This window comes from Streptomyces sp. MnatMP-M17, assembly GCF_900091995.1.
GTDB lineage: Bacteria > Actinomycetota > Actinomycetes > Streptomycetales > Streptomycetaceae > Streptomyces.
Genome location: NZ_FMDK01000135.1, coordinates 1 through 23,373 on the forward strand (window position 1 = coordinate 1; position 23,373 = coordinate 23,373).

The 23,373-nt window shown below is 69.5% G+C and carries 14 protein-coding genes; 9 read left to right on the plus strand and 5 right to left on the minus strand.

Annotated features, from left to right (window positions below; genetic code table 11):
- Window positions 1-1,938: 1,938 nt before the first annotated feature.
- The 9 genes from GA0115259_RS07090 to GA0115259_RS07125 all read left to right on the plus strand — a co-directional run bounded on the left by GA0115259_RS07090 (window position 1,939) and on the right by GA0115259_RS07125 (window position 12,816).
- On the plus strand, window positions 1,939-4,926 hold the full coding sequence (locus GA0115259_RS07090; protein WP_256097933.1) for an HD domain-containing protein: 2,988 nt from the start codon (window positions 1,939-1,941) through the stop codon (window positions 4,924-4,926).
- A 538-nt stretch (window positions 4,927-5,464) separates the two neighbouring features.
- Window positions 5,465-6,157: a type I-E CRISPR-associated protein Cse1/CasA gene (casA, locus tag GA0115259_RS41575; RefSeq protein ID WP_256097934.1), complete on the plus strand. Its 693-nt coding sequence runs from the start codon at window positions 5,465-5,467 to the stop codon at window positions 6,155-6,157.
- A complete protein-coding gene (locus GA0115259_RS41580; protein ID WP_256097937.1) occupies window positions 6,099-7,046 on the plus strand; it encodes a type I-E CRISPR-associated protein Cse1/CasA in 948 nt (315 codons plus the stop codon). The genes casA and GA0115259_RS41580 overlap by 59 nt, the downstream gene beginning before the upstream one ends.
- Window positions 7,046-7,774: a type I-E CRISPR-associated protein Cse2/CasB gene (locus GA0115259_RS07100; RefSeq protein ID WP_093592469.1), complete on the plus strand. Its 729-nt coding sequence runs from the start codon at window positions 7,046-7,048 to the stop codon at window positions 7,772-7,774. Before GA0115259_RS41580 ends, GA0115259_RS07100 begins: the two co-directional genes overlap by 1 nt.
- A gap of 4 nt (window positions 7,775-7,778) precedes the next feature.
- The gene (gene cas7e / locus GA0115259_RS07105) at window positions 7,779-8,942 is read left to right on the plus strand and encodes a type I-E CRISPR-associated protein Cas7/Cse4/CasC (protein WP_093592473.1); all 1,164 of its coding nucleotides are present in this window, start codon (window positions 7,779-7,781) and stop codon (window positions 8,940-8,942) included.
- Window positions 8,943-8,950: 8 nt separating this feature from the next.
- Window positions 8,951-9,739: a type I-E CRISPR-associated protein Cas5/CasD gene (gene cas5e / locus GA0115259_RS07110; RefSeq protein WP_256097935.1), complete on the plus strand. Its 789-nt coding sequence runs from the start codon at window positions 8,951-8,953 to the stop codon at window positions 9,737-9,739.
- Window positions 9,724-10,368, plus strand: coding sequence for a type I-E CRISPR-associated protein Cas6/Cse3/CasE (locus GA0115259_RS07115; RefSeq protein WP_093592478.1), 645 nt, complete (start codon window positions 9,724-9,726; stop codon window positions 10,366-10,368). The genes cas5e and GA0115259_RS07115 overlap by 16 nt, the downstream gene beginning before the upstream one ends.
- A 37-nt stretch (window positions 10,369-10,405) precedes the next feature.
- Entirely contained in the window at window positions 10,406-11,986 is a 1,581-nt protein-coding gene (locus GA0115259_RS07120) for a Mu transposase C-terminal domain-containing protein (RefSeq protein WP_093592482.1), read from the plus strand.
- Window positions 11,983-12,816 carry an AAA family ATPase gene (locus GA0115259_RS07125; RefSeq protein WP_161230310.1) on the plus strand — a complete coding sequence of 278 codons (834 nt, stop codon included), beginning with the start codon at window positions 11,983-11,985 and terminating at the stop codon, window positions 12,814-12,816. Before GA0115259_RS07120 ends, GA0115259_RS07125 begins: the two co-directional genes overlap by 4 nt.
- A 260-nt stretch (window positions 12,817-13,076) precedes the next feature.
- Here GA0115259_RS07125 and GA0115259_RS07135 read toward each other — a convergent pair whose 3' ends face one another.
- The 5 genes from GA0115259_RS07135 to GA0115259_RS07155 form a co-directional block, all read right to left on the minus strand.
- Entirely contained in the window at window positions 13,077-14,852 is a 1,776-nt protein-coding gene (locus tag GA0115259_RS07135) for an ADP-ribosylglycohydrolase family protein (protein WP_161230311.1), read from the minus strand.
- Window positions 14,853-14,874: 22 nt separating this feature from the next.
- Window positions 14,875-15,558 carry a DarT ssDNA thymidine ADP-ribosyltransferase family protein gene (locus tag GA0115259_RS07140; protein WP_093592491.1) on the minus strand — a complete coding sequence of 228 codons (684 nt, stop codon included), beginning with the start codon at window positions 15,556-15,558 and terminating at the stop codon, window positions 14,875-14,877.
- Complete coding sequence (locus GA0115259_RS07145) at window positions 15,555-16,949, minus strand: 3'-5' exonuclease (RefSeq protein WP_093592494.1); 1,395 nt, start codon at window positions 16,947-16,949, stop codon at window positions 15,555-15,557. The genes GA0115259_RS07140 and GA0115259_RS07145 overlap by 4 nt, the downstream gene beginning before the upstream one ends.
- Window positions 16,950-17,204: 255 nt before the next feature.
- Window positions 17,205-20,000 (minus strand): pPIWI_RE module domain-containing protein, encoded by a 2,796-nt coding sequence (locus GA0115259_RS07150; protein WP_093592497.1) that lies wholly within the window; start codon window positions 19,998-20,000, stop codon window positions 17,205-17,207.
- Window positions 19,997-23,371, minus strand: a complete 3,375-nt coding sequence (locus GA0115259_RS07155; RefSeq protein ID WP_093592500.1) for a pPIWI_RE_Z domain-containing protein — start codon at window positions 23,369-23,371, stop codon at window positions 19,997-19,999. The genes GA0115259_RS07150 and GA0115259_RS07155 overlap by 4 nt, the downstream gene beginning before the upstream one ends.
- Window positions 23,372-23,373 lie beyond the last annotated feature (2 nt).

The window sequence follows — 23,373 nt, forward strand, 5'->3', positions numbered from 1 at the left end:
TGCTGAGTCTCATCTCGATGTCCAGCGGGATTCTCATCGTGATGCCATGTGTCCGTTGTCGCTGTCATCCCTTGTGACGTGCTTTTTTGTTGATCCTCGGCAGAATCAAAGGCGGCAGCCGGTGAGAAATTGACGTGACGCCAGATGAGAAGTTGCAGGACATTGCAGTGAGAATCCCAATAGTGGACCCTGCCTGACCTGCAGTTTCTTCCAGTTGGGCGGGGTTCTGCCGACTACTGGCCTCCTCTGTGTTGAGTCGTCCCTGCGTGTGCGGGGCGGGGAACAGCAGCGTAGCGCGAGGGTAGGCCATGCTGGAGTCATCCCTGCGGGTGCAGGGCGAAGTCGGCGGCATCGGCGCCGCTCGTGGTGCGAGGAGAGTCATCCCCGGCATTTGCGGGGCAGAGGACGAGCTGACCGACGCCGACTGCATCGAGCCATCCCTGCGTGTGCTGGGCGGAGTGGAAGCCGATGCTCTCCCACAGTGCGGCGATCGATTCATCCCTGCGTGTGCAGGGGGGAGAGGGCCTCCCGCGGTAGCGCACCAGGGGCGATGGAGTCATGCCTGCGTATGCGGGGTGGAGGCCCATTACGCGGGCAGTCCGCTCCAGATGGACGCGTCATCCCTACGAGTGCGGGGCAGAGGAGTTGGAGTCGATCGGCACGGTGCTCATCGACGAGGAGTCATCCTTGCGTGTGAGGGGTGACGTTGGAGTTCGACTTCCCCATCGTGGACACGAACGTGTCATCCCTGCGCGTGCGGGGCGGAGGCGGCAGACCGGTTTCGGGGTCGATCAAGAGACGTGTCATCCCTGCGCGTGCGGGGCGGAGACTTGTTGAGCTGGGACGTTACAGATCCCACTGCAGTTTTTATCTGCCTGCAAGACTGGATCGCGTAGCTGAGTTTGGTGACGGCGGGTGGGATTGGTGCGGCAGCAGATCGGCCCCGGACGCCGGGGAGTGGCCTGGTGGCCCGCCAGGTCAGGCGGCAGACGGCAATCCGATGGCGCCTGCTCCGTCTGAGAGGTGTCCCTGCGTATGGTGGGGCAGACGCGCAGTAGCTTAACGGCCAGGCCTTCGAGTAGGAGTCATCCCTGCTCATGCAGGGCCAAGTCGGTGGTCTCGGCACCGCTGGCGGTGCGGGGGCGGGGGGCTCATCCCTGCGTGTGCAGGGCATGAGTTGAAGTTCGACTCTCCCAATGGGGACACGAACGAGTCATTCTGTGTGCTGGGCGGAGAACCAGTACGAGGAGGCTGCTGCGATCGGCTGGTGTCGTCCCGGCATGTGCGGGGCGGTACTGGAGCTTCCAGGCTCGGCAATGGACTACCGCGAACCATCCCTGTTTGCAGGGCGAAGCTAAGTGGTGAAGCCGCCGGTGGCGCGGCCGTAGAGCCATCCCTGCCTTTGCGGGGCGGAGCCGAGCTCGTAGCGGGGCGGGGTGATGCCGGGGGAGTCATCCCTGCATGTGCGGAGAGGCGCGGGATGGGCAAAGCGGGGTTTTGGTGGTCCGATCCATCCCTGCCTGTGCGGGGCGGAGGGGCGGAGCGAGGGCACGATGATGTGGGTGGGGGAGTCATCCCTGTGCGTGCAGGGCGGGGTCCAAGGGTTCCTTGAGGTAGAGGGGGGCATCCCTGCGTGTGCGGGGCGCAGCGAGCCCAGTCCTGTTCCTCGGTGTCGATCACGGAGCCATCCCTGCGCGTGCGGGGCGGAGGACGGCTATGCCTGGGGACTCTGGCGATGGTCCGAGTCACCCCTGCCTGTGCGGGGTGGGCCGGGTGGTGACGCCTTCGCCCAGTACGCGGCAGGAGTCCTCCTCGCGCGTGCAGGAGTGCCGTCCGGGTTGGGCCGCAGTGCCTGGTCGATGGAGCCTTCCTTGCTGGTGGTGGAGGGCGCGCCGTGCTGGTCTCCGGTGACATGTGGTTAAGCCTAGCGTACCGAAAGTGATCGACTGGCGCGGAGTGAATCTTGGGGCTGAAAGGGGGTTGCGGGTGGGGGTAGTTGAGGATGCCCGGCTCCGCGGGATCGACCTCGGGGTGTGGGCGGAGTTTGATGCAGCGGCCTGGACGTCGTATCCGCTGTTGTTCCGGATGCTTGATGACGCGGCGGTTGCGGCGGTGTTGTGGGACCGGTTCTTGAGTTCTTCGCAGCGTGCGGTGATTGCCGAGGGTCTGGGGGTGGGCGAGGAGCAGGCGCGGTCGTTGACGGCGTTGCTGGCGGGATTGAGGGAGCTGGGCAAGCTCGTGCCGGGCTTCCAATGGCGTGAGCGTGGCGCGTGGCAGCGGCTGGGCGAGGACCTGGTGGCCGGGGCGGGCCGTATCTCGCAGACACCGGTGGAGGTGGACCGGTCCTCGATGCATGTGGCGTTTGGTGTGTTGGGCGGGTTCGGCTTCGCTGTCGGCGGCAACTGCAGCCCGGCGGTTCGGTGTGCGCAGATGGTCGGAGGCATGGGAGGCCGGTTCCTGCAGGTCGATGTGGGCGGTGGCGCTGACGCACGGAGGGTCGCGGCCACGGCCGGCGGACCGGCGTGGCAGGAGTTGCGGGCCCGCTACGCGGCGCTCGTGCGGTATCTGACCGGTGCGGTCACGGTTCCGGAACGTGTTTCGGTGCAGGCGGCGGTACTGATCACTGGTGTGGGGATGCTGGCGGGCTGGCTGTCCGGGCAGCGCGGGCACTGGCTGGATGCAGCGCACATGCCGGCGTTCGGTGCCTCTGAGCACTATACGGACGCCCGCGCTCGGGCGGTGGAGGCGGTCGAGGATGCGGAGTTGGAGCGCGTGGACCTGGAGCCGGTGCCGTTCGCCACCGCCCATCCGCATCTGAAGGGCCCCAATGATGTGCAGGCCTCGCTGATGACGCGGTTGCCCGGCATTGTGGGCGAGTACGGCGTCGGCATCACGGTGATTGCCGACGGTACGGGATCGGGCAAGAGCGTCAGTGCCCTGGAAGTCGGCCGGATCTGTAATCGCGGCTGCGGCACGGCCGGTGTGGCGTGGCTGATGCCGACCACGGCGACCACCGATGCCGCGTGGGAGATGCTGGACGGGTATGTGCGCGCCCACCGGCCCGAGCGGGTGCCGGTCACCCTGGTCCACGGCCGCAGCGGGATGAACGCCGCCTACACCGGCACGCGGCTCACCGCCGAGGCGGCCGGTGGACCACCCGGTCCTGTCGGTGCCCTGGCCATGTTGATGCCCGACGCCACACACCCGGCCGGTACTTCGGCACCTGACGAGGCCGGTGCGGCTGGCCCGGACGGCGGTGTGACGGAGCCTGCCGGGGCGGGGGAGCGGGAGGCGACCGCGCCAGAGAGGTTCCTGCGCGTCCAGGACATGGCGCTGCTGGCCCAGTTCTGCGCGGCGACCGTCGATCAGGCGCAGATGGCGGTGCTGCCGGTGCAGTTCAGCGTGCTGCGGTTGCTGGCGCTGTCGGGCAGGACGGTGGTCGTCGACGAAGCCCATGCCTTGACCCCTTACAGCCACCTGCAGTTGCTGCGGCTGCTGGGCTGGCTGGGGAGTCTGCGTACACCGGTGGTGCTGCTGTCGGCGACGATGCCTTCCTCGACCAGCAGTGCCATGGTGGCCGCGTATCTGGCCGGTGCCGGACACGATCCGGGCGGGCTTGAGGCCGCGGACTACGCGCCGGGCTTTCCGGGATGGCTGTTCGCCGATGCCGCCACCGGCACCGCCCACCGGATGCAGGAGGCGGCCCGTATCCGGCATTCCCGGGCTCAGCGCCGCCCGCTGCGGATGACCATGCGCCCGGTGACCTACCGGCGGCTGGGCGACGCGCGTCGGGTCGTGGACCCGGACGAGCGGCTCGCCGTGATCGGCCGGACGATCGGGCAGGTGGTCCGGGAAGGCGGCTGCGCGATGGCGGGATGTGCGACGGTCGCCGACAGCCAGGACACCTACCGGTATCTGCGGCGGTCCTGGTCGGGTGATCCGGGGGAGCTGGTGCTGCTGCACGCGCGGTTCCCCGGTTGGGTGCGTGAGCAGCGCACCGGCTGGGTGCGCCGGGCTCTCGGTCCGGCCGGGCCCCGCCCGGACCGGCTGGTCGTGGTGACCACGAGCATCCTGGACACCAGTTTGGACATCGACGTGGACATGATGGTCAGTGATCTGGCCTCGATCGCCCGGCTCCTGCAGCGCGCAGGCCGCCTCGCGCGCTTCTGCTTGGCCTGGCAGAACACCGGCCGCCGCCCGCAATGGTGGAGCCCCGATCACGTGCCGCACCTCACGGTTCTGCAGCCGCTCGGCGCCGCCGGGACGACCGCGGTCCCGGCCGAGTGGCGCACCGTGGAGCCGGCGTTCCTGCTGCACGCCACCGCTGCCCTCCTGCAGGCCAGGAACCACGACCTGCAACTGGACCTGCCCGGCGACGTGCAGGACCTGGTCGAGCAGGTTCACGGCGAACACTCCCCGTTCGCCGACGAGACGGCGAACCTGCGTCGGCTGCTGGCCGGACACCTGGAGCGCACCATGGCCGAGGAACACCTCAGCGCCGTGCACCTGATCCCGCCGCACGAGCGGGTGTCGGCCCTGGCCGACCTGCATCGTCAGTACCTGACCGCAGCTCAGGCCGCCACCCGCCTGGGCACTCTGCCCCGACGTCTCCTGCCCTGCTACCTGACGGCCGGCGGTGCACCGGCCCTGGACCGTGCGGGTACACAGCCGCTGCCCGACCAGAGGCACCTGAGCCCCCGCCAGGTCCACCAGATCCTGCAGCACACCGTGCCCGTGCCCGCCGCCTGGGTCGCCGCCCGCGGCCCGCAGCACCGTCCCCCCGCCGGCTGGGACCAGCATCCGCTGCTCGCCGACCTGGTCCTGCTGCCCGCCCCTGCCCGCGACCTTGCCCACACCGAGCACTACGGACGTCATCGCCTGCGCATGGACGACGAACTGGGCCTCATCCACGACAGGGTGAACTGACCCGCCCGATTCCGGTGCGGCACAACAAGCTGCCCGCATGAGCGCCCGGCGGACATTTTCAAGGCAACACGGCACCGGCTTGTCAACGCCTGCCGCGGCACGGCGCCGGGACATGGCTGGACATCATACAGAGAATGCCTGATAATCACACTTTCTCACGCATTGGACATGTTTGGTTGCGGTGTGATTGCCTCAGGGTGTTCGGCGAGCCCAAACGGCTCGGAGAGGGACGTAACCGTCGTGCCACAAGCATGAGCGGCGGTGTGCCATTTTTTCCTTCCGCTGCCGTCGGTTGTGAAGGCGGGGTCCGCTCGGCGGACCCCGCCGAACCCGACACTGCGTCAGGTGCGCAGACCGCCCCACCACGCCTGCCGCTCCTGATACTTGGCCAGCACTTTTTCCCTTCCCGCCCGGCCCTTCGCCGGCGATGCGTCCACACCCTTCCCCCTCTTCCCTTTTCGTCTGCGTACCTGCCGGACCCGGACTGCTGTCCAGGGCCAGGCGGTGCTGCGACCTCACCTGTAGGAGACGCCCCTTGATGTGTGTTCCTGCCCGCTTCAGCGCCGCCGACGACCCCTGGATCGATGTCCGATCCGGCACCACCTACCGGCAGGTGGGTCTGCGGGAGTTGTTTCTCGACGCCCACACCGTTGATGACCTGGCGATGCCGATCGCGCCGTCCGCGTCCGGGCTGCTGCGCGTCGCTGCTGTCATTGCCGCCCGTATCACCGCCCTGGACGACCCGCGGTTATCCGCCGACCAGTGGAACGCCCGCCGCTGGGCGCTGCTGTCCTCGCAGGATGGCTTCAAGCCCGCCGCGGTGAACGCGTATTTCGACAACGACGCCTATTGCTTCGACGTGTTCGATCCGGTGCGGCCCTGGCTGCAGGACCCGCTGCTGGCGTCCCAGTGCAAAGCCCCCTCGGGTATCAACAAACTCGTCTTCGGCCGCCCGGCCGGCAACAACCTGGCCTGGCTGAGCCCGCACCACGACCTCGACCCGGCACCCGTACCGACAGCCCAGGCCCTGCAGCATCTGCTGATCCACCACTACTACGGTGCCAGCGGCGGCGGCACACCACGCACCGTCGGCCGCCGCGCCCCCCCGACACCTGGGCGGGCGAAGCGGCCCCCTGCGTTCGACGGTCTCCTTCCACCCGCTGGGCCGCACCCTGTACGAGACGCTCCTGGCCCAGATCCCCCAACTCACCGGCGAGCAGACCGGTATTGATCTGTGCCCGTGGGAAGACCCCGCCCCGCCCTCCCCGGACGCCCCGTCCGTCCCGATGACCTGGCCGGGGCGGATCCTGACCGGCCGCTCCCAGCACGCACTGCTGCTGGTGCCCGGCCACGACGGCTCCTGCGTCAGGGACGTGTACCTGACCTGGGCCACCGAACGTCCCCCGCTGCCGACCACCGACCCCTACCTGGTCGTCCACACCAACGCAAACGCCAAACCCGAACTGCGCCGGTACCCGCGCCGGGCGGACGCCGACAAGGCATGGTGGCGGGAACTGGACGCACTGCTGCTGGCTCCGGACGAACGCCGCGCCTTCCGCCGACCTCAGATCTTCGACACCCTCAACGACCTGCCCGAACACGTCCGTACCCGCCTGCGGGTCCGCGTCCACGGCTTCGACCAGGACGGCAAGGCCAGCAACCGCCGCTGGTACACCGCGATCACCCCGCCAATCTGGGCCTGGGCCCAGGAACACGACCCGGAACGCGCCGAACGCATCGCCGAATGCGTCGCGGCGGCAGAACACCACGCCGGGCGGCTGACCTACCTGACCGGCCAGGCATGGATGGACACCATCGACGGCCCCGACCGCCGCGCGGATGGCCGCACCCCAGGCAAGCCTGAGAAGAAGCCGACGTCCCCGTGGGCGGCACCGGCCCGAGCGGCGTACTGGCCGTTGGCCGAGGACGCGTTCTGGCGCCTGCTCGACCAACCGGGCATCTCCGCCCGGCGGGTGTACGCCACCGCCGCGGAGCAGGCACTGCGCACGGCCACCGCGGGCGACCGTATCCGTCTGCGGCATGCCGCCCGCGCGGTCGCCGCCGCCGTGGCCGAACTCCACCGGCCCCCACGCACCCGACCGGACGAGGAACGCCGCTGATGCCCACGGCCGCCGAACGCCGCCGCCACTACCAGGACTTCACCACCGAGATCCGCGACCTGTGCACCGACCCCGGCGTACGCAGAGACCTCAGGGACGGCCGCGGCCGCCCGGTCAAAGAATGCCTGCGAATGCACAAATACCTCACCGTGCGCACCGCCGGCCACGGCCAGCGCCACGCCCACTACACCGTCGCCTCCCTCATTGCCCTGGCCGACCCCCTCGAAGCACAGCGCACCCGCCCCACCCCCGCCCCACGGCCACGGCAGACTGCTGGCGAACTCGCAGTGCCGCCCTCCTCAGCCGTCCTTTGCCTGCCCTCCGTCACCGACCCCGGCGGTACACCTGCGGCGCCCCCAGCTGCAGAGGACCCTCCGCCCAGCCCGCCGGACGCCCCCGGGCCCGGGCAGCCCGACTCCGCCCTCTACACGACCGCAGCCTGGCGCAAGCGCCCCAACCTCGGCGTAACCCTGGCACGCGCGGTACGCCGCGCCGCCTTCAACGAGGACCGCACCGACGCCCTCCTGCACGTCATCGTCCGCGTCGGCGACGACCACCTGCACCAGCACCTGCTGCCCTCCCTGACCGACCGGCTGCTGCGCGCCGAACTCGCCTGGGACTGGCCCGTCCTGCTCGACGACCTCGCGGCCCGCGTCTTCGACCCGGACCAGGTCGCCACCCGCTGGCTGGACGCGTTCTACCTCACCCTCAACCCCATCAAGGACTAAAGACATGACCAGTGGTTCCCGTTTCCTGGACCTCCACGTCCTCCAGCCGGTCACCGCCTCCAACCTGAACCGCGGAGAAAGCGGCCACCCCAAAACGATCAAAATGGGTGACGCGGAACGCTCCATGATCTCCTCCGCAGCCTGGAAGCGTCCCGTGCGCCTGGAGATGGAGGAAGAACTCGGCGAGAACGCCGCCCGGACCCGTATGGTCCCCCCGGTCCTCGCCGACGCCCTGCGCCGGCAGGGCTGGCCGGATGACCTGGCGGACTTCACCGCCGCACAGGTCGCCGCGAGCGCCAAGACCGGCGGGCTGAAGACCAACCCGCAACAAGGCCACCGCACCCAGGCCATGCTCTACCTGCCCACCGACGTCACCGACCGGCTGCTGCAGATCTGCACAGGCCACCGCAGCGAACTCGAACAGGCCCTGGCCGACCAGAACACCACCGGTAAGCAGGCCCCGCCTGTCCTGCCCACCAAACAGATCGCCGCCGAACTGACCCGCCGCACCACCACCATCAACCTGTTCGGACGGATGCTCGCCGAGATTCCCACCGGACACGTAGACGGCGCCGTGCAGATGGCACCCGCGTTCACCGTCCACGACACCCGCCTGCAGCCGGACTTCTTCACCGCCGTCGAGGACTGGCCCCGCCCCAACGAAGCAGGCAGCGCCCACCTGGAGACCGCGTTCCTGACCGCCGGGGTCTTCTACCGCTTCGCCACCGTCAACGTCACCGCGCTCATCACCAACCTCGACGGCGACACCGCCGCCGCGCAGAAGGTGATCGACCTGTTCGTCTGGACGTTCACCATGGCGATGCCCCGGGGCAAGCAGACCTCCACCGCCCCGCACTGCGTACCCGACCTGGTCCACTATGTCGTGCGCGACCGGCGGCCGATCTCCTACGGCGCGGCGTTCGAACAGCCCGTGACCGCCCGAGGACAGGGCTACACCGCCCCCGCCCGACAGACACTGGCCGACTACGCCGCCACCATCGACCGCCTCGTCGGCACCCGCCGCCGCATCGCGCACGGCCATGCCACCGCCGCCGGCCACCCCATCGACCCTCTGGGCACCTGCCACCCGGGATTCGAGGATCTGGCCACAGCCTGCGCGGCCGCAGTACTGACCCCCATTCCCCACACCGCCGGGGACACGGCATGAGCAGGGGAGTGGTGCTGCGCCTGGCCGGCCTGCTGCAGTCCTGGGGAGAAACAGCCGCCTTCCCTCACCGCGACACCGCCGCCTTCCCCACCCGCTCCGCGCTCATCGGCATGTTCGCCGCAGCCCAGGGCCGCACCCGAGAACACGCCCTGGACCCCCACCCGGACCTGCCCAACACCCCCAGCCATCACGACCTCGTCTTCACCCTCCGCATCGACCGGCCCGGAACCCGCCACCGCGACTTCCAGACCGCCGGCGGCGGCCGCCCCCACGGCACGGGCCTGCGCACCGCCGCCGGCGGATACCGCAGCCAAGCCAAATCGACGCTCGTCACTTACCGCGACTACCTGGCCGGAGCCGTCTTCACCGTCGCAGTGCAAGGCCCTGCGCCCTTGCTCCGGCACATCGCCGACACCCTGGCCGAGCCCTGCTTCTCGCCCTACCTCGGCAGACGCAACGGCCTGCCCGACGAACCTCTGATCATCCACACCGACATCCCCGACCCGGTGGCCGCACTGCGCACCGCAGTACCCCTGAGCCTTCAGCACCCGCCCGCTCCAGACGCTGCCCACATCCCGGTCACCTTCATCCACGAACACCCACCGGCCCTGGGCGACACCCCGCACCGCGAAAGCCCCAGCCAGCCCAGCGACTTCACCCCCCAGGCCCGCACCCACCTGCTGCGGCCGCTGTGGCAGACCACCGAACACCTGCCGGCCGCCCTGTACGCCGGGCCCCGGCCGATCGAGGCACTCACCGACTACATCCGCAAGGACATTTCATGCCCACGACCTTGACCCGCATCGTCGTCAACCGCAGTCACCGCCTGGCCCGCTCAGACCTTGCCAACCGGCCGGGCATGCACAAGACCCTCATGCGGCTTCTCGCCCACCCCGCTGGCCCCACGCCCCGCAAGAACGGCGGGCTGCTCTTCCGCCTCGAGCCCGGCCTGGATCCCGTCCTGCTGGTGCAGACCGCCGACGCCCCGGATGTGACAGGACTGCCCAGCGGCTACGGCACTACCGACACCCGAGATCTGACCCCCGTGCTCACCGCCCTCACCCCCGGGCTGCCGGTCCGCTACCGCATCACCGCCGCTCCCACCGCGTACCGCCCCACCGGTGCACCCCCCGACCCGGTCACCGGCCGCCGCCCCCGAGGCAAGATCACCGCCCTGCAAGGCCAGGACGCACAGGCATGGTGGCACCGCAAGGCCACCATCGCCGGCCTGTACCTGACCGGACCCACCGAAACTCTCCGCAGCCCCTTCCCCAGCCCCGAACGGCCCGCCCCCTTCTACAAACTCACCCAGTTCGACGGCACCGCCACCATCACCGACCCCAACCTGCTGGTCACCGCACTGCGCGAAGGCATCGGCAAGGGCAAGTCATACGGCGCCGGCCTGCTCACCCTCGCCCCCGCCTAACCCCCGCCAGCACCCTCAGAAAGCACACCACGCACTGATGAAGCACACGCCCCCACCACCCCCCGACCCGACCCAACTCCGAGCCCTGGCCGTACGCCTGCTGCTGGAAGACGCCGCCGAGCACACCCCCACCAGCGGCCGTATGGCCGCCCTTGCCCGCGCACATGACGTTGATCCCCGCACCGTGCGCCGCTGGGTCGAGAACGCTCGCGCCAACGGCGGCACTTATACCCCGGCCGGCCGGCCGCACTTCGAACTTACCGATCACATGCTCGACGTAGTGGCGCGCTGGCGCGGCAACGTCACCCGCGCCCACCTGGAACTGAAAGCAGAAGCCGAGGAAGATCCCACGCTGCCCGAAGTGCCCGCCCGGGCCACCTTCCACCGAGCTGTGCACCGCCAGCTCAACCGCGGCCAACTCGCGGGCCTGCGCGGCGGAGAAGCCGCACGCCGCCGCTTCGACGTCTTTGGTAAACGCGACCGCCACCACCGCAACTACGCCTGGGAGACAGACCACGTCGAAGCCAGCGTCAAAGTCATCATCGACGGCCACATCCGAAAACCATGGATCACATGGTTCATCGATTGCGCCACCGACGGCATCTGCGGCCTGGCCATCACCCCGCAAACCCCCAGCCGGGAAAGCATCCTCGTCGCCCTGCGCGACGCCCTGCTCACCACCTCCGAACACGGCCCCTTCGGCGGCCGCCCCCAACGCGTGCGCGTCGACGGAGGCAAGGACTTCCTGTGCAAGACCGTCGGCGAAGCGATGGACCTGCTGGGCACCGAACTCATCGTCCTGCCACCCCGCCGCCCCGACCTGAAACCCACCGTCGAAGCGGCCAACGGCGCCGTCAAGAAGACCCTCTTTGCCGACATGCCCGGCTACACCGAAGCCCCCACCCTGCCCGGCGGCAAACCCATCGACCCCGACCCCGAACTCCTCCGCTTCGAGGTCTTCGTCACCCTGCTCCTGGACTGGGTGCGGCAATGGAACACCGAGAACACCATCCAGGATTTGGGCGGCAAGACCCCCGCCCAGGCGTGGGCCGCCGACCCCACTCCCATCAGGACCGTCACCGCCAGGGACATCCACGCCTTCACCCTGGAACGCCTCGGAAAGCCGCTGCCCATCACCAGCAAAGGCGTCCGCTGGCGCAAACGCGACTACTTCGCCCCCTGGATGGTGGGCAAAGGCGGAGAGAAAGTCCACCTGCGCTACATGCCCCACCACGACCGCTACGTCGAACTGTACGAACCGACAACCGGCCAGTACCTCGGCTCAGCCGTCATGGCCAACCAGGCTCCCCCCGCCGTACGTCGCGAACTGGACCGCGCCCGCCGACGCGAAGCCGACGAACTGCGCCGATGCCTGGAGAAGGCAGAGAAGAGCCGCAAGGCCCGCTACGCGGCCGTCAACAAAGGCCCCACACACCGGCTGGACGCCATCACCCAGGACCGGGCCATCCAGGAACTGCGCGACCTGGGCGGCACCGACCTGAGCAGCCAGGCGCTGCCCGGCTTCCTGCCCCTTCCGGCACCCACCGAGGGCTGGGCCGTACCCCGCCCCCGCACCAGCCCCACCAACTCCGACCAGCCAGAGGAGGACAACCAGTGAACACCACACCCACCGCCCCCTTCAGCGTCGGCCGCCTCCCCGGTGAAGCCGACGACCACTTCCTCGGCCTTGAACACGCCGCTCGCATGGCCACCGACGCCGCCCTGCTCACCGAATCCCTGGTCGGCACAGCCATCACCCGCACGGCCATCATCTGCATCCACGGACAAGTCGGCCTGGGCAAGACCTTCGCCGTCAACGCCGCCTGCCGCAAACTCGCCCCCGACACCACAGTGTGGCTGCAGTTCGCCCAGGCCCCTCACCTGGCACAGATCCGGGCGGCATTGTGGGACGGCCTGAACCTCCCCGGCCCAGCACCGGTCAACACCACCCACATCTGCGACGAACAGATCAGGAAGACACTGGCCAGCGCCTTCCACCTCCTCCTGTTCGACGAAGTGCAACACCTGGGCCCCGCCGCCCTTGAGTACCTGCGGGACCTGTGGGACAAGAACAGCAAAACGGCGAAGAGTCTGGCCATCGTCCTCGTCGGCAGCGGCAACACTCGCCAGAAGATTCTGCACCGCAGTGCCCTGCACTCCCGCGTCCACCGCTGGCAGCAGTTCAGCCCCCTCACCCCCGCCGAGATCCTCACCGTCATCCCCGGCTACCACCGGCTGTGGAACGACGCCGAGGACGACGTACTGCTGTGGATCGACGACTGCGCCGGACACGGCTGCTTCCGCACCTGGGCCAACCTCACCGTCATCCTTCAGGACACCCTTGACAACGACCCGAAACTGGCCTTCAGCAAGGACCTCGTCCGCTGGGCATTCAGCCAACTCGATCCCACCACCCGATTCCCCGGCCACGTCGGCATCGACCGCTGAATCGGGCCTCGTGCCCATAGTCCCCGAGGCATCCACCGCCTCGCAGCGACCGTGGATGCCTCGGCCGGGCCATGGACCCTTTGCCAACGACGGCGATCTCAGGACGCCGCCCTGCGCACCATCCACGACCACAAGCTGCGCCGCATTCTGACCTTCCATCACCGTGTCGCAGACGCCCGTGCCTTCGCCACCACCCTGGCGGAGACGGCCGCCGGAACGGCCCCCGCGACACACACGACGGACCAGGTCGTCTCGAGGTGTCAGAGCCCGAAGTCCCAACGTGGTGCGCGACGGTCGCCGGCAGCCGCGAACACCACGGTGAGGTAGGGGTCGATCTGGACCCGGAAGGTGCCGGTCTCCTCGTCACCGGTGACGTTCACGTCGTGGCTGGCGAGCAGTTGCCGGGTCTGGTGCAGGTCCGGCACCGCGACCCGCAACTGAGCGAGCGGCTCAGGCGGGGCGGGTGTGGCGGTACGGTCCTGGGTGAGGACGAGCTGACCGTAGGAGGCCCAGGTGGGGCCGTAGCGGTCGGGCGAGAGGCCGAAGAAAAACGACAGGACCCGGCGGACCTGTTCGGAGTCGGCGACCTGCACGTAGGCGCCTTGCAGCTGGGCCGCCGTCTGCGGGGCGCGCACCGGTGGCCGAGACGGCTCGACCCGGGCAAGGCCAGGGGACGAGGCGACGTCGAACAGCGCAGCCTGACGGTTCTCGGGTCGGCGCAGATGGAGGGTCTGGCCGTCCTCCGTCACCGCTACCAGCCACCGCTCCGCCTCGTCCTCCGGGGCCGGACTCACGTGGGCGTTGCGACGGTCGGGCAGCCGCAGCGTGCGCGGGACGCCCGCCGCACGCGACAGCTGTTCGGCGAAAACGGTCCGGGCCCCCAGCGCCTGCTCGTGGGTCGGGGTCTGCATCCGAGCCTTCTCCGGTGCTGCGATAAGGCCCTCGGCCAGGTCGACGAGCAGGGCGCGGTCCTGGACGGTACGGCCCATCGCACCGAGCCATTCGGTGCCGAGCGCCGCGCCGAGCAGGGCACCGGTCATCGAGGCCAGGGTGTCGGTATCGGCGCCGTCGAGACGGGCGGCGGTGGCAAGCGCCAGGTCCGGGCTGGAAGCCGACCGCGTGGCCAGATAGGCCGCCGCGACCGCGCAGAGCGTCCCGGACCCGCGACTGTCCTTGGCAGTGAGGCCCTGCCGAGTGAGGAACAGCGTCGGGGCGCTGACCGCGCCCTCCTTCAACTCCCCCTGTGCGGCGCCCAGAAGTTGCTCGGCCTCCGTCGCTGCTGCAAGCCACGCCTGATCGAACCGGCCCTCGAAGTGGCCGGCTGCACGGTCCTGCCACGCCTCCGGCAGGACGCGCCAGAACGGCTGCTGCCAGTGCTTCGCGTCGTCCAGCAACGTGTTGACCAGCCACCCGTAGGGCAGTGGCGGAGACTCGCGCAGGCTGACCCACAGCGCATAGGCGTGCGCGACCGCGCCGAGCAGCGCCCTCGGGTGGCCGTGGGTGGTGGCCGCGTCGCGGACCACGTCGGTGGCGAGTTCATCGAACCGCAGATTCTGGCGGTGGACCAGTACATGCGGGGCAATCCGCATCGCCGCGCCGTTCGCGCCGGTGGCGAAGTACCGGGCCACCGCCGCGGCCGGCCCGTCCCACGGGGCGCGGTCACGCGCCCAGGACCGGCAGGCGGCCTTGACACTGGCGCCTGCGCCACGCTCGTAATCCAGTAGGAAGGGCCACTCCACCCGCTCCAGCCACCTCAGCCACTGCGGGCCGGCCGCCAGCCGGGCACGGGCGACCGCGATCGTCATCTGCGTGTCGTCGCTGTAGTCGCCTGCGTCGACGTGCTCGGGGACACGCTGGTGCCGCGAGCCCGCGAACCGGTCCCAGGCGAAGAAGCCCCCCGAGGCGGGCACCTCTCCCAGCGGGCGGGTGCGGTCGCGCCGCTCGTAGGGCCAGCCCAGCGCGTCGCCGGCCGCTGCCGCCAGCAGCGTGCCGGTGGCGCGGTCACGCCAGGGGTGAAGGGCGGGCGAAGCATTCACGGGGTCACTCTGCCAGAGTCGTTCATGGGCTGACGGGATGCTCGGCGGGACGCTGACCGGCCCGCACCAGGTTGCTGAGCTGATACTTGTCGAACAGGTCGGGGGCCACCAGCATCGGCGGCAAGAGCTTCCCCGTGACCAGGTGGTCGGTCAGTCGATACCGCTCCAGTTCGGCCTGCTCCTTGGAGGCGACGATCATCGAGGTGATGGCGGTCGCGGACACCGGCCCGGGGATCAGCACCTCGGCCTGGTCGTCGGTGGGCGCCCACGGCGGGTGCGCGGGCCCACGCCGCCGGGGGGCGTTGCCGGTCACCTGCGGTGCGAACATCGCCTCGAATGCAGCCAGGCCCCCGGCGACGTGAACTCCTTCGTGGCGGGCGGCGTTGAAGGGGCAGAACCCCGTCCCGGTCAGATCCAGCAGCCGCAGGTCGAGGGTGAGGATCACCCACTCCTGGAAGTGCGGATCAAGTCCCCGGGCCTTGTCCAGGTACCAGGTGTTGGGGTACTCGACGCTGCAGTTGATGTGGTGTAGATAGCCGTCCAGGCGCCGCTGGTCGGTGGGGCGGAATCCCTCACTGCTCTCCCGCAGCTCCGCCGCCCCGCGCAACTCGCCTGTGGACAGGATGTGGCCCAGGCCCACGGCTTTGGTGAAGTGGCACAGCCGCGTGATGCCGTGCTGCTGCGCCCGCGCCCAGATCCCAGTCATGTCGGAAGGCTATAGAACAGGTCTGACATCGCGTCGGGCAATAGGGGAGTCAGCGGCCCGGAGCGCAGAATGACCAGTTCGCTGCGGGCACGGGTGACCGCCACGTACAGCTGCCGGGCCTCTCTGGCTAGTGCCTCCTCCAGCCCATGGGCGGCGACCTCGGTCGGCTTGGGCAGCTCGTCCACATCGCACAAGGGAAGGATCACCGAGTCGAACTCCAGGCCCTTGGCCGCCGAGTAGGTGCCGTAGAACACCCCCGGCCCCTTGGGCCACGACGGGAGTTCGCGGTGGATGCGGTAGTGCCGGTGCCGCGGATCCAAGTGCTGCCTGAGCACCGCCTCCTGGGCACGGGTCCGCATCAGCACTGCGACACGCCGGTCGGCGGCCAGGCCGTTAGCGTAGGAAGCCGCCTGCCGCAGTTGATCAGCTTTCGAGGCCACCGTCACGAGCGTGGGCAGCGGGCCGTCAGCCGTCGGTGCCCTCGGTGCCACCAGGTCGACCTCGTCGCGGAAGTGCGGCATCTCCGACATCGCGTGCGCCAGACGGGCGATCTGGCGGCTGTTGCGGTAGTTCTGCTCGAACTCGATCTTGCCGGACACCGACAGGCCCAGCGACCGCCAGGACATGCGGCTGCCGTAGATCTGCTGGGCGTAGTCGCCGAAGAATGTCAAGGACCCGTTCGTGGGGATCGCTGCGGCCAGCGAGCGGATCATCTCCGGAGTGAAGTCCTGCCCCTCGTCGATGACGATGTGGCGGTACAGGCGCGGCCGCGTGTCGGTCCTCAGGTGCTCCAGCACCTGGCTGGCCGCGTCGTCCCAGTCCAAGTTCAGGCCGGCCGCGGCGCGCAACTCGAGGTAACGGCGGTACACCTGGTACACCACGGCCCGGTCGGCCGGGGCCAGAGACGTGCCCCGTCCGATGCGCTGCACCCCATTCAAGTAGGTCGCCTGCCCGGTCACCCCGTGGCCGGCCATCCAGTGCAGCTCGTCCAGGAAGAAGTCCAGCGGCCGGGCGGCCACCGCGCGCTGCGTGGTCGCTCGGACCTCCGTGAGGGCCTTCTCGACGAGCGTTTCCTTGGTCTTGCAGACCCAGACCGGGCCGCCGGTCACCGAACTCAGGTAGCCCAGCGCGAACTTGTGGTAGTTCTCCACCGTCAGATGCGGCGCCCGGGCGCCGATCGACTTCAGGTAGGTCACCAGCGCTTTGTTAAACGTCAGCAGCAGCGTAGGCCCACCGATCCCGGGAGCCCCGGCCAGATACCTCGCGCGGTGGACTGCCATCGTCGTCTTGCCGCTGCCCGCCGTGCCGAGCACCACCGTGTGCCCCTGCGCAGCCAGGTAGACGACCTCGCGCTGCTGTCCCTGCGGCTCTGGAAGATCCACCCCCACCATGGGAGCAGTATGTCGTGTGCACGAAAAGCACGGCGGACAATCGGCGGCATTACCCCTTCGCATATTCGGTGGGACCAGGAGTCCGGCCCCATGAGAAGACAAACACCCGCGGGCGCAGCCTGATGGCGCCCGGAAACGGTGCACGAGGTGGCTGTGGCCGGGCCCTAGCTAGCGCCGCTCGGCCGAGCGGCCCACCGGGTTACCTCAGGGGATGTACTCCTCCATGAGCTTGCCCAGGTGGAGGATCACCGGCAGTCAGGTCGCCTTGCTTGTGTGGGTGTGGAAGCGGCGCAGTGTTTGCACGTACAGCGCCAGCTGGTCCGGATCATCGCCGTCCTGGAGGAAGGAGGCGTGGATGTGCATCGAGGTGGGGTTCTGGCCGTTCTTGCTGTCGTTGCCCGGCCCGGACAGCTTGCTCACGCCCTTGGGTAGCTGGCTGGTGTCGGGGCGGGGGTTGATGGCCAGGTAGCCGCGATCATTCCACCGCGCGACTCCGGAGAACCGCCCCCACCCGTATGGCAGTTCGGGTAGCACCGCGACCGACTCCGCCTCCTCGGCATCACCGCCGACGCCACCGCTCGCGCCGTCGCCCGCTGCGCCTTGGCCCTGGACGGCTCCCAGGTGGGACTCCGCCTGGTCCTGCCTGTCGTCGGCATCCTCGATGTCGGCGACAGGCTCGGCCGCTTCCGGCGCCGGACCGATGCCGAAGCCGTGGGGCAGCTCATCGTTGTTGTCGTTGATCCGCACAATGCGCAGGCCCGGCAGGCTCGTCGGTGTGCGGGGGATGGGCACCGCTCCGGGATCGGTGAGCGAGACCCCTGGCCACATGAGGGCGTCGGCGGTGATGTGCTGGTTGGACAGCCAGGGCCAAAATCCCTTGTTGCGCAACGTCGCGGCGCGGGCGATGAAGAGCCGGTCGTGGGTGTCGTCCTCGGCGAGCGCTCCGCGCAGGAAGCGGGCAAGCGTTTCCTGGTCGGTCCGCTTCACCTTCCCGCGGCCCTCGGCCAGCGCCGCGGGAAGCAGTTCGAGAGGGATCTCCGGTTCGACGGGGTGGCTCTGGCTCGGGATCAGCTGACCGGTCGCGGTGCCGTCGGTACGCATCCGAAGCAGCATCGGAACGAGGTGAGGACCTGTGTGGGCCAGCCACAGCGCGGATACTTCCAGCGGTGCGGTGTCGAACAGCGGTGGGAGCGTGGGGAGGCGGCCCAGCTGCCTCAGCAGGTCCAGCACTGCAGCGGTGATGCGCTCGATGTCCTGCTTGCGTACCTCGGTGTTCTCGAACGGGTGCAGGCCGGTGCTCCTCGCGTCCGGGTTCGGGTCTCGGTTGACGGGCTTGATGATCTGGACCAGCCGGTTGCACCGGGGCGGCAGGGCGTTCTTCAGCGGTTTCTTCGGGTCCTCCAGCCGGGCGGCCTTGTAGTAGCCCGGGCCCTCCAGTTCGATGAGGCAGCCGACCGGGCGGTCCTCGGGTGGGAACGTGTCCTGCCACAGCCGGGCGCGTTCCTCAAGGGCGGCCTGGCGGGCTCGGCGGCGCTTGTCCGGGTCGCTGTCGGTGGCCTTGGGCCAGCCGGCCAACAGCAGCCCGGGCTTGACCAGGCGCAGCCGGACACTGAACTCGTTGCCGTGGTAGCAGCCCACGACTGCGTCGCCATGGTGGGCAGTGGTGGTGTGCTCCAGGCCCAGGATCCGGGTGAGCACGAGGTGGACGGCGTCGGCGGTGCGCGGCGTCGCGTGCCACAGCTCGATCGGGTACTCGACGCCCGCCTTGGTGCGCTTCTTCGGCAGCCGCCGCGACCGCGGCTTCACCTCCGCCGCCGGGGTGACGGGCACGAGGTGGTGCTCTTCAAGGACCGGGGCCAGGGCTTCGAAGACAGTCAGGTGGTCGATCGGCTGGAAGCCGGTCCCGGTGGGATGCCCACCAGTCTCCCGCGTCCCGTCGTCGTTGTTGTCCTCGTCGTCTTTGAAGTAGTTGTAGCCGGTGCTGTGCTGCAGGAACGCCCGGGGCTTGGGCGCTTGGTCGCCTCCGGCCTCGCTCGGGGAGGCGAAGTGGGCCGGGTCTTTGCGGACCTGGTCGGGCAGCGGGAACAGGTCGGGGCTGGGGAGCCGTGACAGGATCTGGGGCAGGCCGGGCTTCCACGTCCACCGCATCTCGTCCTTGACACCGGTCACGGTGACCGGGGCGCGCAGCAGCGTGTCCCGCTCGGTGCCGCGCAGCACGCCGCTCGGTGCGTACAGCAGCATGGTGGCGGTGGCGGGCTCGTAGTGGCTGCGCCTTGGGATGTAGGCGGGCTGGGTGGCGGCCATGCGCGCGACGTGCGGGACCACGCGCAGCAGCAGCCGCTCGTCGTGGGGGAGTGTCACCAGGTTGAAGCGCAGGTAGTGGGTGCTGTAGCCCTGCTCGCCGCCTCGTGCCAGGCGGGTTGGCGGCCACAGAAACACTGACCGGTCACCGTCGGGCGAGGCCGGGCCCATGATCCATGAGGATCCCTGGTCGGTGTCGCGGCCGCCCAGTCGGCGGCCTCGGTCGACCCAGCTGGCGGCAAGAAATGTCGCCAGCATCTTGTAGGCGGCCTCGCTGGGCTCAGCGGTGCCGTTCGGTCGCACGCCGCGTTCGAGCAGGTTCGGCCGGGCGGGCTTCCACTGCAGCTTCAGTGCCTCGCCGATGACCTCGCCCCATGGGACGTCGGCCTGGTGGGGGGCGACGTGCCCGCAGACCCAGGCCTCCAGCGCGAGTGCCACCACGGTGGTGTCGGCAAGCGGGCGCATCGCGCGCAGCCAGGTGCCGGCGTGCAGGTCGGTGGAGACGGCCAGCAGTTGCGGCTCCAGCTCCAGCAGCAATTCCGTGAGCGCCCACGTCGGCAGGCGGTCCTTGTGGCGCGCTTTCGGATTGGAGGCCCAGGCCCGCTCCAGGCGGGGGAGCAGGTCGCTGGGGAATGCCGCGCTGTGCAGCTCGCACGGCCACCACTCGTCCGGTTTCGCGGCGAACAGCGGGAACTGGATCCCGCTGAAGGAGATTTTCGGTCGCTTCGGTCGCTTCGGTCGCTCGGTCATCGGCCCCAGTCCATGGTCTCGAAGAGGTTGTCCAACAGGCCCCAGGTCGCACTCGCGATCTCGTGCTCGAGTCGCCGCCCAGGCAGCGCGCCCGGCTCCGGGGGATCGAGCAGGCGGTTGATCAACTGCCGGCCGGCGACCAGCACGCTGGTGCGGTCGGTGTCCTCGGCCGTCTCGCGCAGGTTGGCGGCCCGGGGCGCGAACGCGGCGTCGATGAGGTAGATCCGGGTCGGCACGTTGCCGCGGATCGTGCGTCCGAGCGTCTGGTACAGCTGCACCATCAGGTCGCTGACGAACGCCCGCCGAAGGTCGACGCGGGCAAGGCGGGAGAAGAACAGCGGCTGTCCCATCAAGGTCAGCCACAGGCCGCGGGCATCGGCGCGCAGCAGTTGGGCCTGCTTGCTCAGGTCCACACCCGGGGCCGTGCCGTCCACCGGGTCCAGCAGTCGCTGCATCGCGTACTGGTTGAGAACGGCGAGCGGGAACGACAGGTCGTCGGCGGGCGGGTGCAGCCTGGCGAGGTAGAACAAGGCGCCGAACGCTGCCACCCCCCGTCCGTTGAGGACGTTGTGGCCGCGCTGCAGCGACCCCTCCGGGGCGAGCATGACGTCGGCGTCCGTCGCGGCGAAGCGCCCGATCCGCCGGTAGGCCAGCCCATACCGGCCAGGGGCCTCGGAGTCGGGGGTGACGTGGCGGGCCGCCAGGCGGGTCTTGAGGTTCATGTGCAGTGCGCACGCTGCCGCGTCCTTGCCGCTGAGTGTGACGAACGCGAGCCGCTGACGATCGGGGTCCAGCCGATCACGCACCTGGTCGACCAACGACCTGGAGGCCCCGGGCGCGGGGTTGCAGATCGCGTCCAGGACGGCGCGCAGCGCGTCCTCACGCTGCTGGCGGCCACCGGCGCCGGATACGAAGATGCCCTTGTGGTCGCCGGGTCGATACTGTGGCCGAAACAGCATCCGGCTCTGGCGTAGCGCCTGCGCACACGGCTCGGGTTCGCGCAGGATCAGCTGCGGAGTGATGGCCACGTGGTAGCGCGCTGAGCCGGGCATCCAGCTCGTGGCAGAGGTGAGCACCACGTTGGGGCCCTCGATACCCTCGCATCCCAGCAGGTCGTGCAGGTGGTAGAGCAGCCAGCGGCCCACCCCGCGCAGCCACAGGATCTCCAGCGAACCGCTGGTGCCGTCCCGGTTCGGTTTCCACTGCAGGGCCAGCATGTTGCCCATGGCCTGCTCCGGCACGAGCATCTGCAGGTCGGGTGGCGGCTGGTGTTTGAAGAAGCTGTCGGCCGCCTCCATCGGCATCTGCTTTTGGACCGCGGGCAGCAGCGAGTTGGCGCCGAAGAAACTCGTGGTGATCCGCGCCGACCAGATGCCGGCCATGAGCAGCCGTACCAGCTGCGGCAGCATCTGCTCAACCCAGCCGCTGACGTTCCCGTCCTTGTCCTTCGGCGCGTGTTCGAGCAGCCATCCCTCGGCTGCTTCCTTCCCGGACCACTCGGTGTCGTAGCCGGCCGTCATCGCGGTCAGCAGGCGGTCCAGGTGACCGGGAGGCGCCTTGAACGGGTCCCGGGCCAACGGCGCGAGGAACTCGTCGAAGAACCGGTCCGCGGCCTCTTCCTCCTTGGCCTGGTCCGGCCGCTCCTGCAAGGTGGTGATTCCGTGCAAGGATCGGGCCAGCCGGTTCAGCAGCGAGAAACCGCTGAACGGGCCCTCCGCGACGATCTCCGACAGCAGTTCCTCCCCGCCCCGGCCCCTGCCGCTCCCGCCCTTGTCCTGGCTCTTGTTCCTCTTGTCCGGCGGAGTCACCAGCAGCGGGTACAGGCCGGCCAGCGCCTGATAGTGCCGCAGCATGTAGCCCTGGTAGCGGCGCACATCAGGGTGGGTCAGCGGCTGATGCCAGGCGGCGTCGAGACTGTCATGGCAGGCGATCGCCGTGCGGGCGCTCCAGCCACCGGGAAAGGTGAGTGGCTCCTGCAGCATGAACCGCTGGTCGAAATCACCCATCACCTTGTCGGCCTCGTCGACCAGCAACAGGCCCAGCTCGTGCTGGATCGCCTCGATCTGCCGCGCCCGGTAGGAGGAGCCCTCCATCCTGCTGCTCACCAGACCGGAGGATGTCATCACCCACACCTGCGCATCCGGGACCGCGCGCGCCGCGGCCTGCTGCGGGCACACGTGCGTCAACGGGCAGTCGTGCAACTCGCGCTTCTTCGGCAGCTTCAGCCGCCCGCGGCAGGGGAAGTCCTCCTCCCGCAACGGCGCGTCACCGCGCCCGGCACCGGTACGCAGCGGCTCGAGCAGGCACATCGACGTGGTGAACTCCGCCGCCGGATCCAACTCCGGGCCAGGCAGCGCGTGCCCGGCGTCCACGTCGTACAGCTCGTCGCGCCAGTAGCTCTCCACGTGGCGTTCGCGGGTGGTACGGCCGATCAGCGGGACCGCGCGGATCCCCAGCGCGCGCAGGAACCGCACCTTGGCCAGCGCGGCGCTGATCGACGGCATCACGTAGCCCACCCGCAGTCCGCGCTGGACACCGATGAACGCCAGCCCGTCCAGCAAGGTGCTCTTGCCCGCGTTCATCAACCCGACCGTGTGGGCGATCCCGTCGACGGTGAACACCCCTAGGCCGTCGACGAGTCGCCCGGCCGTTTGGTCGACACGCGAGAACGTCATGTTCTGAAAGCGGCGCTCGAAGTCGCGGTCACTGATCTGCGGGTGTGACTCCAGGGCCCGGTCCATCTCCTTGAAGGCCTGGGCCAGATCGTCGCGGGTGACAGGGAACGGTTCCCGGACGCGGCTCGCGCGCGCAGCGAGCCGTGCGGTCGGTGGGGCGACCTGGATCCAGGACGGGATCCGCAGGCTCTCGACCGCGCCGTCGCGCCGTTTGAAGAAGCACTCGGCGCCGGGCGGCACCGGTTCGTGGGCCGGCTCGGTGTCGTAGGGAACCGCGTCGGTGAGCGCAGCCCGGTAGACGCCTTCTCGCTGCGGAAGATGCGGCGAGGGGTACCGCTCGAAGAGGGTGTGGTTGAGGACCCGATGCCCGGGCGGACCGCCGGTGGTGAACATCCGCAGCTCGACCGGGACTTTGCGATACTCGTTCAGCCGCTCGCGCCACTGGCCGCCGCGCGCCGCGTCGCCCATCCGAAGCCGCACCCGCCGGACGACCTCCAAGCCCGTCGGCCCCAGGTCCGCATAGTGGTTGAGCGCCGTCCACAGTGCGCCGACCGGCTGCCCGGTCAGGTGCTGCTCCAGATAGAACAAGCCGAGCTCAAGCTGGCAGAACTCCGCCGGCGACAGGTCACCCAACCGTGCGTCCAGGCCGGTCTGCTGGAGGTCGGTGACCAGGTCCTCGTACCACTGCGAGCCCATCC